Below are 13,443 nucleotides of genomic sequence, written 5' to 3' on the forward strand. Positions count from 1 at the left end.
TGCTTATAGTAAGAGAAGTTTGTTTTCGTTCATTAACGAAGCCAGGCTTCTTTTTTTATGAAGCCGAAAATGAGCGAGATTCTGAGTAGAAATCGTCTTCATAAGGGGAAGGGATTTCTGCATATGGTTCTTATTGAACAAATGAAAAACTTCTCTGATTTTTAAACGGAATACACTGTTTTCTGCATGTCATTTTTAGGTAGATTCATTTAAAATAGACTAGATTTCTTTTTTTACAATAATTAAAAATGTAAGGGTTTACATTTTTGGGAAGGGGGCATAAAAACTATAATCTATTACGAAGAACCGACACAAGGGGATGAAAATTAAGGAGGTATGTTAAATGGGCAAAGGGATTTCTAAAAAGTTATCTGTCTTATTGAGTACAGTCATGTTGACTTCTACGTTATCTGGAGTGTCACCGTTTACGACAAAATCAGTAGCAGCAAAAGGACCTAAACAAAATTCGCTTGTCCAACTAGAATACCTTGATAGAGGCTTAGTAGCAGCTAGTACATCTGAAGGTATTTTCCTAAGCTGGAGACTTTTAGCGAATGAAGTATCAGGTTATTCAGAATCGGGCTTAACAGGTGTCGACTTCAATGTCTACCGTGATGGGCAAAAAATTACTACAGTTGAAGATAGTACAAATTTTTTAGATGAAAACGGATCGAGTACGTCAACGTATTATGTAGCAGCCGTTGATAATGGAAAAGAAATGGATAAAAGTTCTGAAGCTACACCTTGGGGAGATACATACTTCGACTTAAAGCTTAAAAAGCCGTCTGATGGCGTCACGCCAAGTGGTGAAGCATATTCTTATACGGCAAATGATATGAGTGTCGGAGATGTTGATGGTGACGGCCAATACGAATTCTTTGTAAAATGGGACCCGACAAATTCAAAAGATGTCTCACAAAAAGGATATACAGGTAACACATATATTGATGCCTACAAACTCGATGGAACATTGCTTTACAGAATTGATTTAGGGGTAAATATTCGAGCTGGTGCACATTATACACAATTTCTCGTTTATGATTTTGACGGAGATGGAAAAGCAGAGCTTATGTTTAAAACAGCTCCAGGTACAAAAGTTATTAAATATGATAAAAAAGGTCAGGTAACTTCAGAAGAGTACATTACTATGTTAAAGGAAGATACGAAAGCAGGTTTCAGTAATCAAGATGACTATCGGATGAATAGTGAAGATTACTATAACCACATTGTCGACACTTTTAAAAATTGGCATAACCATGAAGAGGTCAAAAAGGGCAACTGGCCAGCTACTCTTGAAGTAAGCTTTGGTATCGAAAAGCAATACAAGTACCCGCTTTCAACGGAAGATGCTGAAAAATTAGCAGACTATTTTATAGATGAATATGCTCCTAGTCGAAGTGCCCGCAATAATTTAAAGGATTTTGAAGGCTTTATCCTCAATGGTCCAGAATATTTATCGGTTTTTAATGGGGAAACAGGCGCAGAAATGCAAACAATTCGCTATAAGCATCAACGACATGATGATGGGCTAATGTGGGGCGATTATGCAATGTCTCGGATTGAACCTGGTAATCGTGTTGACCGCTTCTTAGCTGGTGTTGCCTATTTAGATGGAAAAAAACCATCTGCTGTTTTTGCACGAGGCTACTATACAAGAACAACAATGGTTTCATACAACTGGGACGGCAAGAAATTGAAGGAGGTATGGGATGTAGATAGCGGTTGGACACCGATGACGAACCCATTTAATGACGGACCGCACGGACGACTTGGGACAAGCAAGGAATATGGATCACTTACAACACAAGGTGCCCACTCTTTAAGCACAGCTGATGTTGATGGAGATGGGAAACAGGAAATTATATACGGTTCAGCAACAATCGACCATGATGGATCGCTTTTATATAGCTCAAGTGATATCATGCCTCCAGAAAGTGCAACACCTGGGAAAACAGCTGGCTTAGGTCATGGTGACGCTTTGCATGTAGCAGATATCGATCCGAATCGAAACGGATTAGAAATATTCATGGTACATGAAGGTGGCAGTTATGCACCATACGGCTATTCATTGCGGGATGCTGCAACAGGTGAAGTCATTTATGGCGGATACACTGGAAAAGACACTGGAAGAGGTATGATCGGTGATGTCGACCCAGACCACGAAGGCCTGGAAACATGGGCTGTTGGCTTATGGACAGCAGATGGCCAGAGAATTAATACGAATGCACCTGGTACGAATATGAACATAAAATGGTCAGCTGATATGAAAACACAAATCATTCATGGCTCTAGAGAAGAAACACCAACGATCCACGATTGGAAAAAAGGAACGGTCTTAACAGCAACTGGCACGAGAACGAATAATTACACAAAGGGGAACCCATCGTTAGTTGCAGACGTATTTGGAGACTGGAGAGAAGAAATGCTCGTCCGCACAGAAGACAGCAGTCGGATTCGAATCTTCTTAAGTACTGAAGTAACCGATCGGAAGCTATACACATTAATGCATGATGTACAATATCGAACGGGCATTGCCTGGCAAAATGTTGGCTATAATCAACCTGCATACCCAAGCTTCTATTTTGGCTCTGATATGAATTGGGAAGCAGTACCAACACCTGCTAGTTATATGCCAAGTGAAATTACTGCGTTGCAAAAATTTGTAGATTCATATATTAAAAATGGTGATATAAATGGCTCATTAGCTTCTAAGTTAAAAAACTCGTTAAAACAAGCACAACATCATCTTGAAAAGGGTTCCTATGATAAAGGTATCTCTTTCTTAAATAAATTTAACAGTCAGCTAGAAAAAAGTAAGAAAGGTGATGTAGCGGAAGAGGTAAAAGAGAATTTAATAGCTAAAGTTGAGAGGATCATCATGAGTTTAGAAAACGTAAGCTCCAGATAAACCTAGTTAATTGAATCTTATTATTGATAAGCTATTTTGGTAAAGAGGTAATGAAACCTTTGCCAAAATAGCTTTATTGTTGAGAGGAAGCTCATTTACATCTGTCATTAAATCATTTTAATTATCTTACACAAGACTTCCTACGAAGGACGTTCGAATTCCTGTAAAGTCGATTACCAGCTAGCCTTTTTTACACCCGGAAGCTGACCCTTATGTGCTAATTCCCGGAAAGTAATTCTGGACATTTTAAACTTACGCAGATAACCTCTAGGTCTTCCAGTTATTTCACATCTGTTATGCAATCGTGTAGGGGCGGAGTCTCTAGGTAATTTTCTTAATGCTTCGTAATCACCTTTAGCTTTTAATTCTTTTCTTATTTCTGCGTATTTTTTCACCATCTCCTGCCGCTTTCTTTCTTTTACAATTTTCGACTTTTTAGCCACTAGAAAACAACTCCTTATTTAAGTATGAATCGGAACCACAAAACGTAATTGTTACGATTTATGAAATATCTTATCTTGTTTTTCTTTGTAATGCAAATAAATTGTACTAGAGGTGATTAAGTATGTGGGCTAATTGAAACAAAGAAGTAAAAATAATTAGTAAAACTTGTAATTTGTTGATTTTAACATATTAGGTTGAAACAGATACATAGCTTAACTTGTATTGATTACATTTTGCAACAGCCTTATATTTTGAAAATAGTCATTAATAGATGTTTAAATTGTGGAATTTTGAGGTTATAGATTAAAGGTATTTTTTATGAACTATAATGGAGAATTATCATTTTTATGTGGAATGACCCTTTTATAGTGCCATATTACTTATTGAAGGGTTATGAATACCTCTTATCTGTTCGACTTATCAAGGTCTATCTTTAGCACTATATGTTCCGAGATAAACGAAAAAATCAGTTTTCTAATGGGAAATTCTCTAAGGTTTAATAAAAAAGTCTACCCCTCTAACAATCATATTAATAGAATCGATAATTTCTACTAAAATGTACATTGTAATAGAGGGTTATGACCTATTGGTACTTATTTCTTCTAAACGCTAAATCTATAATACAAACCGGCCAATTAATTGTTTTAAATTATTAGCGAGTTCATTTAATCTTACTGCACTTGTTGCGACTTCCTCCATCGATTTACTTGATTGTTCAACTGAGGCAGATGTCTCCTCAATTCCTGCCGCAGATTCCTCTGAGATAGAGGCGATTTCAGAGATCGATTTATTCATCGTATCACTGTTATTAGCAATGCTGCTGAGACTCTGTGAGATAGTTTGAATACCATTGGTCATTTGTGAGAGTGATTGTTCAATTTGCTCGAATGTTTTACCGGTATTAATAATTTTTGATTTTCCAGCTTCGACCTCTTCGTAGCCACCCAATAAAGAGTTTGCAATTTGGTTACTTCCTTCTTTTACCTCTTGTGAAGCATGAGTAAGACCATAACTTTGATTTGATAAAGTTTCAGATACTTCACTAATTTTTAAAAGCATATCTTTTAGGTTTTCATTTACTTGATTAGCTGAGTGAACTAACATACCGATTTCATCTCTGGAATTTGTTTCTAAAGGTTTGTTGTTTAAATCCCCATTTGCTAATAAATCCATACGCTCTTTTAATTGGAGGATTGGCTTTGCGATATTTCTTGGAATAAGAATTGAAATGACAATAACGACTATTAATAGAACAACACCGAAAAATATCGATACATATTGTGTAATTTCAGCGAGCTTTAAAGCTTCTAAACCATCTTGTGCACTAGTTTCCCCTCTTGCTAAAGCAAGTTGTGTCATTGTTTCAACAGACTTCATGAGGAGTGGGTCCACTTCATTGTTAAAAATTCGCATAGCTTCCTCACTGTTACCAGTCTCTACAGCAGGAAACAGTTTTTCTTCAATAATTTTATAGACTTGTTCAGTATCCTTTGCGACTTCATCAACCTGTGGATGATTTGATTCACTTAATAATTCTTTCTGAATTGCTAAACTCGGTTCTTTTAAGCCAAATTAAATCTCTTTATATTTAGCATCACCTGTCAATAAGTAACCTCTAAGCTCACTTACTTGTTGGGTAAGAATGCCATTTAAGCTAAAGTCTTTTGACATTAGTGGAATCGATTCTTCTGAAAGTAATCTTGTATGCTTTTCCATATTTTCGATTGAGTAAATTAAGTACCCACCGAATATAAACATAAGGAACGTAATAAAGAAAAATGAAGACATTAATTTCTTTCTAATGCTTTTAAATTTAAACAATTTTTCCAAGGATAAAACCTCCGTTTCATATTAATGAATGGTGCAGATAGTAAGTAGTAGCTGTACGGCTAAATTCGTATTGGAAAACTCGAAAAAGATTATGAAAAAACAGCTCTTCTAACTTAATATCGCCAAAATTCGACGTTGTTGAAGAGGAACATACAATTGGATAAAATTTGAAATGAATAAGGACCATAGTAATGTTTTAAATTACAGTGGATTCCGATAAAATAGAAAAGTTACAAGATACATATATAGATAGACAAGGGGGGAGTGCAATGCAAAGTCTTGAAGCGATTAAAAATCAAATAAGAGAATTGTCTAAAGCAAATGAATTTTTATCGTATCGTGAAATAGAAGAGCTTCAAAACGTTTTATATGATGACGAGGCAATCATTTATATGACAACTGGTGAAGTAGGCGGCTATAAAGGTTTATTGGTTGCAACTGACGAACGAATCATTTTTATACACTATAATACGCTGAATCAGCCGAAGGTTTTAGAAGTTTCATATGATAAGCTTGAGTATGTTCACTTAAAACAGATTGATTATAACGTCTCAATGGAAGTGTTTTTTACCGGTACAAAAATTGAAATTTCTAATATCCCACCTGATGATGCTAATTCAATAAAAGAAGAGCTGAATTATCAAATTGAAGTATATCAGACGCCGATAAAGCACAATAACTCTTCCAAAAAGAAAATTGGCTTTCCAACTTTCATATTCTTAATCGCAATCGCAGTTGCGACCGGTTATTTCGTAGGTCCGCAATTTAAAGTAGTTGATGTATATGACGCGGTCATTCCGAATTCTGTATCGAAACAGCAGGCTGAAAAAACATATCAATTAACATTTATTGATTTTGATATGGTTAAGGATGAATATAGCACAAAAGTGAACGGAACAGTCACGAACAACTCAGAAAAGGAGTATCGTTATCTTAGTGTGGATATTCAATTCTATGACAAACGTGGAGATTTGGTTGATAGTGAAATTATATCGGCTCTAAACTTAAAACAAGGAAAGTCATGGCATATAGAAGTGTTTTCATCCTCTGAATATGCTGAGAGCTATGAAATCGTTGGCGTTTATGCGGAGGAAGAAGATCAACAGTATTAAGGTTCACCATATGAAACGATAGCGAAGGGGGGGCTCAAACCAAAAGGTTCAGCCCCCTTAAACATATTCTGGTAATTTCCTGTAGATGTCAGATCTCTATGAGACCCCTATGAAAATGCGACAATCTCGATATAGTATGTAAGATAATGCAGCAAATTTAGAGAAAAAAGAAATAATGGAAAAGATTATGGTCTTTATAATCCGTCTAAGGAGGAAGAAGGAGTCAAAGGTAAAATAGGATTGTCCTAATAGCCCATCGAAGCAAGAAAAGGGAAACGAAGGTAAAATAGAAATGTCCTAATAACCCGTCGAAGCATGAAGAAGGAGTCAAAGGTAAAATAGGATTGTCCAAATAGCCCATCGAAGCAAGAAAAGGGAAACGAAGGTAAAATAGAAATGTCCTAATAACCCGTCGAAGCAGGAAGAAGGAGTCAAAGGTAAAATAGGATTGTCCTAATAGCCCGTCGAAGCAGGAAGAAGGAGTCAAAGGTAAAATAGGATTGTCCTAATAGCCCATCGAAGCAAGAAAAGGGAAACGAAGGTAAAATAGAAATGTCCTAATAACCCGTCGAAGCATGAAGAAGGAGTCAAAGGTAAAATAGGATTGTCCTAATAGCCCATCGAAGCAAGAAAAATGAAACAAAGGTAAAATAGGATTGTTCTAATAACCCGTCGAAGCAAGAAAAAGGAAACAAAGGTAAAATAGAATTGTCCAAATAGCCCGTCGAAGCAGGAAAAGGGAAACGAAGGTAAAATAGAAATGTCCTAATAACCCGTCGAAGCAGGAAGAAGGAGTCAAAGGTAAAATAGCTCAATCTTAATAGCCCATCCAAACAAGAAAAATGTTTACTTTTTCTTTCCGTTAATAATTAGAATAGAAGGAATAGACCGCCTTCTATTCTAAATCGTCTTATACTCGTCGGGGCCGATGATGACGTGCTTGATTTTTTCTTATAAAAGTCGTTTTCAACTTCTGATTTGTACAACCAATTTACCATTCGTGTGCTTTGTTTCAATCAAGTTATGTGCTTCCCTTACACAGATTTCAGTGAAAGGAAATATACGGTTTATATGAAGCTTTATCTTATTATCCTCTACCCAATCCGCGATTTGTTTCAGTTCACGCCTACTAGGCTGCACGATAACAAATTGAGCATCCACATTGTATTCCTTAGCGATATCTGAGATGTTTGGCGTCACAATTGAAACGACCCTCCCACCGTCTTTTAACACTTTAATATTTTTCTCTTGATTTAAGCCAACAACTGCATCAAAGACAATGTCCACATCTTTTACTGTTTCAGAAAAATCAACAACATTATAGTCGATAATCTCATCTGCACCTAAATTTTTGACGAAGTCATGATTTCGAGAACTGGCTGTTGTGATGATATAAGCTCCTGCAAGTTTTGCCATTTGAATCGCTATATGACCTACACCACCTGCACCAGCATGGATGAGAATTCGTTCTCCTTGTTGCAGCTTTCCGTACTGAAACAGTGTATGCCAAGCTGTTAAAGAAACTGCAGGTAGTCCAGCAGCCTCATTGAAAGAAACAGTAGGCGGTATTTTAGCAAGTAAAGCTTGTTCGGCTATTGCATACTCAGCATAACTACCAGAATTTCCTTTCGCTAATCCAAATACACGGTCACCTCGTTCGAATTGTGTCACGTTTTCTCCAATATCTATAATAATCCCTGCGACATCGAGACCTAAAATATGTGGAAACTCATCGACTGGAAATACATCCTGGACAATCCCTGCACGTATATTACTGTCAACAGGATTGATTGAAGTGGCATACATTTCAATAAGAACTTCATTCTCTTTCAAAGTTGGGATAACAACCTCCTGTTCAGTCAATACATTCGGCTCTCCGTAACCATTAATCACAATTGCCTTCATTGGTCATTCCTCCTCACTAATGAACAACTGTTGATTAATTAACAGTTGTTGCTTAAAATTAATACTAAATGTGCGAACAGATGAATTCAATCGTTAATAATAGAGGTTTTGTTCACTAATCAACACATTGCGAATGATTGTTCATTATGTAGGAGGAATTTACTTGAAAGTAGATAGAAGAATAAAAAAAACACGTGATGCAATTACGAAAGCGTTTATTGAACTCATGGCTGAAAAAGATTTTGAAGAAATTACAATAAATCAACTATCCGAACGAGCCAATCTAAACCGCGGGACAATTTATTTACATTATGCAGACAAATATGATTTATTGGATAAATGCATTGGTGAACAATTTGCGGAGTTAATGAAAGTCTGTGGGTCAAAAGAGCAAGAGGATGTTCACTTTCCAACATTAGAATCATTGATTGCCACATCCGAATATTTCGAGAAGCATTTCTTATTTTACTCTTCGATGTTGACGAATAAAGGAATGCCGTCTTTTCGGGAGCGCTTGCACGAAGTAATGGTTGAAGGGATTAATGAACAGGTTAATCTAGATGATTTAAATAAAGGGTTCAATAAAGAGTTTTTAGTCCAATTTATGGCATCTGCTATTGTTGGAACGATAGAATGGTGGATTAAGAACGAAATGCCAATCCCTGCAAAAATTATGGCTCAAGAAATATGGGAACTGTTAGAGCGGAATCAAATAAATAAGAAATGAATATATGAGTGCCTGGTTATCCCCCCCAGAAAAAATTAGCAGCACAGGAGTCAATTTTGGCTGCTAGTATGTTAGGGCATTTACAGTTCTGTATTAAACTATCGAATTTTAGTAGTCTTGAGCCAAGAGTTAAGGACTTCAATGTCCCAGCCTCGAACTAAGCTTAAAATAACAAACTAATGTGATGCACGGTTTTATTTAATCCTTAATAAATTGTACAAATTGCGATACTCCAGGACGGTTAAAGCGGTGGGCCTTTTTAACGAGCCATAAACTTCGTTTTATTGTTACTCCCGAAATACTCATTTCCTTTAACGTTCCGAGCTCTAATTCTCTTGCTACGGTTAAGCGTGATAGAATGCTAATCCCCAGACCTGCTTCTACGGTACTTTTAATCGCTTGTGTACTACTAATCTCCATGAAATCATGAATCTTATCTAAAACACCATGATCTCGTAACGTGTTTTCAACAATTAATCGTGTACCTGAGTGGGATTCGCGCCAGATCATCCGTTCATTGATGAGCTGTTCGATTTTGATTTCAGTAAGATTGTTCCAATGATGGTCTGGTGGATAGACGAGAATTAATTCATCATCTGCAAATTTTTCAGTCGCAAAGCCATTATTTTCAACGATTCCTTCGACCATTGCAATATCAATCACATTGTTTGCTAAGTCTTCAAGCACACTTGGAGTATTTTTAATCGATAAAGTAATGTTAAGCTCTGGATTCATTTTTTTAAAACGCCCGAGTAAGCTAGGTAATAAATATTCACCAATTGTCAAGGATGCTCCAACAAAAAGGTTTTTGTTAAGCTCATCATTTGCAGTTCGAATGACTTCTTTAGAACGGGTAAAATCATTAATGATTGAGGTTGCAAATGGATAAAGCATTTTACCTGCTTCGGTTACGGTCAATTTCCCATCTGTCCGGTCAAATAATAAGGTCCCATAAAAGTTTTCTAGTTGATGAATTTGTCTAGTAACAGCCGGTTGTGAGATGAAACGCAAACGTGCTGCTTGACTAATACTTCCCTCATCGACAACGAGGCAAAAGGTTTTTAAGTTTTCAATATTCATACATAGCTCCCTCCACAATGAAAGGTTGGTTTATCCTAATAGTAACATAGAGCTAGTGATAAAAACGATCGCAGTATAACAAACGGTTATGACCTATGCATTAGTTGCAATATCTTCGTCGTCTTTTCCATGGTATCGTAGTAGTAGGAATAAATAGTTGATAAAGGACTTGATAAACATGGAATTTGGTTGGAAAAAGCTGTTTCAAATCTTTTGGACTTTTTTGAAAATCGGACCAGTAACATTCGGTGGTGGGTATGCAATGATTCCTCTTATAAAAAGGGAGGTCACCCAACATAAGAAGTGGCTATCTGAGGATGATATTTCGGAAGTCTTGGCGCTATCTGAGTCCATTCCAGGGGCGATTGCACTTAATTCGTCAACATTTATCGGCTATAAAATTGGTGGGGTGAAGGGCGCGATTGCAGCATTACTAGGTATTTTTCTACCAACCTTTTTTATTGTAATACTCATGAGCATGATGTTTCTCCAACTTCAATATCACCCTAAAGTTGAAGCTGCCTTACATGCGATACAGGCATCGATTGTAGCACTAATTGTCTATGCATGTTATTCAAATATGAAAACAGCGATTATTGATAAGTCGACTTTCCTCATGGCCATAAGTGCTTTTGCGGTATTGCTATTTTTGAATATCCATCCAATTCTGTTAATCTTATTTGGTATATTATTTGGCGTTGTGCTTACGAAACTAAAAATTTTGTTAGGATATCAAAAACCTGAGAGCATACAAGAAAAAGCTGATACTAACGAAAACCGTGAATGGTATATGGGAGAAGGGATATAAATGCTCCTACTTGAGCTTTTTTGGATGTTTTTAATTATTGGCTTCGTTTCATTTGGCGGCGGCTATGCGATGCTTCCAATGATTGAACGCGAAGTTCTTATAAAAGGTTGGCTATCGGTCGAGGAATTTTCAAATGTTGTCGCGATTGCGGGTATGTCGCCAGGTCCGATCGCAACAAACAGTGCGATATTTGTTGGCTATAAAGTAGGCGGTATAGCAGGTGCGGTTGCCGCAGGTGTTGGGATGGTTGTCCCATCACTCTTACTCGTTTTGCTCATTGCAAGCTTCTTTTTCAAAGTACATCATAATAAATTTGTGCAGGCTGCATTTTATGGACTGCGACCGATTATAACAGGGTTAATTGGCTATGCAGCAATCCGCTTTGCAATGAATAATCATTTATTAGGTGGTGTGAATTGGGACTCTATTAGTCTATTCCTTATTTTTGCCATCTCATTATTTGCTTTAATAAAATTTAAGATACACCCTTTATTTGTGATTGTTATTTCAGGAATCGTTGGTGTTTTTATTTATGGATGATATAAGGAAAGAGGCTATCATAAACATAACAGCCTCTCATTTTTTAGCATTCTGGCAATAATAATATTCTTGAACTGTGGATTATCGCTTGAAATCCAGCTCAAGCGCCTTTGTTATTCAAATGGGTAAGTTAATCCCCATTGCCCTCTTACTTCATCTAATATTTTCATAATTCCTAAAGATTGATTTAACGAAATTGTCGAGCTTTCTGTTTTACCTGCAAGGATACAACGTCCTACTTCTTCAGCTTCAAAGGCGTAACCTAATGATTCTCTGTCATCAGTAAATGTAACTGGATCCTCATTATTAACGTGAAGAGTTGCTGATTTAGCATTTAAGAAGGATGGAATATGGATATGTCCGTTTGTTCCAAATATATGTGCTTCATTCGTTAAGCCAACGCGCACAGCACCATTAAGGCTTGCAGTTTTCCCAGAAGGATACTGTAAAATAATTGAGAACTGCTCGTCAACACCAGTTTCCCCTATGTATGATGAACTGACAATTTTTTCAGGATTTGCCCCAAAAATCATCGCTGCAAATGATACAGGGTATATTCCTGCATCCAGTAATGCACCACCACCAAGATTTGGGTTTAACAGGCGATGCTCTGGATCCCAGTCCATTTTAAATCCAAAGTCTGCTTTGACTAAACGTACTTCACCAATTTTACCTGAATTTATCCATTCATTTACCTTTTGAATTGGAGGAAGGAAACGAGTCCACATCCCTTCCATTAGAAATAATTTATTTTCTCTTGCATAATGTACAAGCTCTTCTAGTTCACTTGCATTCATTGTAAATGGCTTTTCACATAAAACCGCTTTCCCTGCACGTAAACAAGTAAGGACATTCTCCTTATGGAAAGGGTGTGGTGTCGCAACATAGATTGCATCAATCTCTTTATCTTGGACTAATTCTTCATAGCTCCCATAAGCACGAGCGATTTGATGTGTAGAAGCAAACTTCTCCGCACTTTCTAGAGTACGCGAACCAACTGCGACAGCTTGACCGTTATTGGCAAATGTTAAATCCTCTGTAAATTGTTTTGCAATCCATCCAGTACCCATAATTCCCCAATTAATTGTTTCTCCCATTTTTTCACGGCTCCTCTTGTTTAGAATAAGACATTATAAGACTATCATAAATGATGCCAGATGAGTTAGAATTTTGCAAAAATTAAACATTGCATTGATACCGATTTTTCTGTTAAGTGATATGTACGGATTGTGAGTTCCTTGTACTTAATGAGCATAATAATCTTTAGAAAAAGTTTGTTTCGAGCAAGCAATATCGATGTTAATCAGAGCCTATAGTATAAATCTAACTGTTAAGTCGATAATGGAGATGAAGATGATTAGAAAGAGGCTTAATAGATGAACCATTACGTATCTGTGGCGATTGAGCTAGTATCAGGATTATTTATATTATTTATCATGATAAAAGTAATTGGTAGAAACCAATTTTCTCAAATAACCCCTTTTGACTTTATTTCAGCACTCATTCTTGGGGAATTAGTCGGTAATGCAGTTTATGATCATGAAACAAACCTTGGTGAGATTATCTTTGCAGCCTTCATCTGGGGGTTACTCATTTATACAATCGAGCTTATTACGCAAAAGTTTATGAAGGCACGAAAGCTATTAGAAGGTGAACCGAGTATTGTCATTCTAAAGGGAGAATTAAAATATCAGGCCTTAAAAAAAGCAAAAATGGACATAAATCAATTACAAAGCCTTATCAGACAACAAGGATATTTTTCATTTGAAGAAATCGAATATGCGATTCTTGAAACAAACGGAATGGTTAGTGTTCTACCTAAGTCTAAGTATGATATACCGAGGTTTAATGACTTACAATTACCTGAAAAGTCCGTTCATTTACCGATTACGTTAATTCTTGATGGGGAAATTGTTTCCGTAAATTTAAAGGAATCCCGGCTCGAAAAGCAATGGTTGCTTGATGAATTAGCTAAACAGGGAATAACGGATTATAAATCGGTCGTTTATGCTGAATGGAAACCGAATCAACCAGTTTATGCGTTACAATATGAAAAAAAGTAAGAATTTCGTGACGATACATAGATATA

General features: G+C 36.5%; 12 protein-coding genes. 6 read left to right on the forward strand and 6 right to left on the reverse strand.

The genetic code is table 11. From position 1 onward, the window contains the following. The first annotated feature begins 343 nt into the window (after nucleotides 1–343). Nucleotides 344–2,908, forward strand: a complete 2,565-nt coding sequence (locus tag J2S19_RS09135) for a rhamnogalacturonan lyase (protein ID WP_307340452.1) — start codon at nucleotides 344–346, stop codon at nucleotides 2,906–2,908. Nucleotides 2,909–3,081: 173 nt separating this feature from the next. Here J2S19_RS09135 and rpsN read toward each other — a convergent pair whose 3' ends face one another. The 3 genes from rpsN to J2S19_RS09150 all read right to left on the reverse strand — a co-directional run bounded on the left by rpsN (nucleotide 3,082) and on the right by J2S19_RS09150 (nucleotide 5,182). Continuing rightward, nucleotides 3,082–3,351, reverse strand: coding sequence for a 30S ribosomal protein S14 (gene rpsN / locus J2S19_RS09140; RefSeq protein WP_307340454.1), 270 nt, complete (start codon nucleotides 3,349–3,351; stop codon nucleotides 3,082–3,084). A 616-nt stretch (nucleotides 3,352–3,967) separates the two neighbouring features. Further along, nucleotides 3,968–4,765: a HAMP domain-containing protein gene (locus tag J2S19_RS09145; protein WP_307340458.1), complete on the reverse strand. Its 798-nt coding sequence runs from the start codon at nucleotides 4,763–4,765 to the stop codon at nucleotides 3,968–3,970. A gap of 159 nt (nucleotides 4,766–4,924) precedes the next feature. Then, nucleotides 4,925–5,182 carry a CHASE3 domain-containing protein gene (locus tag J2S19_RS09150; RefSeq protein ID WP_307340461.1) on the reverse strand — a complete coding sequence of 86 codons (258 nt, stop codon included), beginning with the start codon at nucleotides 5,180–5,182 and terminating at the stop codon, nucleotides 4,925–4,927. 269 nt (nucleotides 5,183–5,451) lie between these two features. On the opposite strand from J2S19_RS09150, the gene J2S19_RS09155 reads away from it, so the two are divergent. Next, nucleotides 5,452–6,294, forward strand: coding sequence for a PH domain-containing protein (locus J2S19_RS09155; protein ID WP_307340465.1), 843 nt, complete (start codon nucleotides 5,452–5,454; stop codon nucleotides 6,292–6,294). Between the two features lie 966 nt (nucleotides 6,295–7,260). On the opposite strand, the gene J2S19_RS09160 is transcribed toward J2S19_RS09155, so the two are convergent. Next, nucleotides 7,261–8,199, reverse strand: a complete 939-nt coding sequence (locus tag J2S19_RS09160) for an NADP-dependent oxidoreductase (RefSeq protein WP_307340468.1) — start codon at nucleotides 8,197–8,199, stop codon at nucleotides 7,261–7,263. A gap of 163 nt (nucleotides 8,200–8,362) precedes the next feature. Here J2S19_RS09160 and J2S19_RS09165 point away from each other — a divergent pair, with 163 nt between their 5' ends. Then, entirely contained in the window at nucleotides 8,363–8,926 is a 564-nt protein-coding gene (locus J2S19_RS09165) for a TetR/AcrR family transcriptional regulator (protein ID WP_307340471.1), read from the forward strand. Nucleotides 8,927–9,124: 198 nt separating this feature from the next. On the opposite strand, the gene J2S19_RS09170 is transcribed toward J2S19_RS09165, so the two are convergent. Beyond that, a complete protein-coding gene (locus J2S19_RS09170; protein WP_307340474.1) occupies nucleotides 9,125–10,006 on the reverse strand; it encodes a LysR family transcriptional regulator in 882 nt (293 codons plus the stop codon). A 178-nt stretch (nucleotides 10,007–10,184) separates the two neighbouring features. On the opposite strand from J2S19_RS09170, the gene J2S19_RS09175 reads away from it, so the two are divergent. Together J2S19_RS09175 and J2S19_RS09180 are read left to right on the forward strand one after the other, a co-directional pair. Continuing rightward, nucleotides 10,185–10,814, forward strand: a complete 630-nt coding sequence (locus J2S19_RS09175; RefSeq protein ID WP_307340476.1) for a chromate transporter — start codon at nucleotides 10,185–10,187, stop codon at nucleotides 10,812–10,814. Continuing rightward, a complete protein-coding gene (locus J2S19_RS09180) occupies nucleotides 10,815–11,354 on the forward strand; it encodes a chromate transporter (RefSeq protein WP_307340479.1) in 540 nt (179 codons plus the stop codon). A 113-nt stretch (nucleotides 11,355–11,467) separates the two neighbouring features. Here the strand turns inward: J2S19_RS09180 and J2S19_RS09185 are convergent, their stop codons facing one another. Beyond that, nucleotides 11,468–12,451 carry a Gfo/Idh/MocA family protein gene (locus tag J2S19_RS09185; RefSeq protein WP_307340482.1) on the reverse strand — a complete coding sequence of 328 codons (984 nt, stop codon included), beginning with the start codon at nucleotides 12,449–12,451 and terminating at the stop codon, nucleotides 11,468–11,470. 279 nt (nucleotides 12,452–12,730) lie between these two features. On the opposite strand from J2S19_RS09185, the gene J2S19_RS09190 reads away from it, so the two are divergent. Then, on the forward strand, nucleotides 12,731–13,417 hold the full coding sequence (locus J2S19_RS09190; protein WP_307340485.1) for a DUF421 domain-containing protein: 687 nt from the start codon (nucleotides 12,731–12,733) through the stop codon (nucleotides 13,415–13,417). Nucleotides 13,418–13,443 lie beyond the last annotated feature (26 nt).

Origin of the sequence: Metabacillus malikii (genome assembly GCF_030813355.1) — a bacterium.
GTDB classification, from domain to species: Bacteria; Bacillota; Bacilli; order Bacillales; family Bacillaceae; genus Metabacillus; species Metabacillus malikii.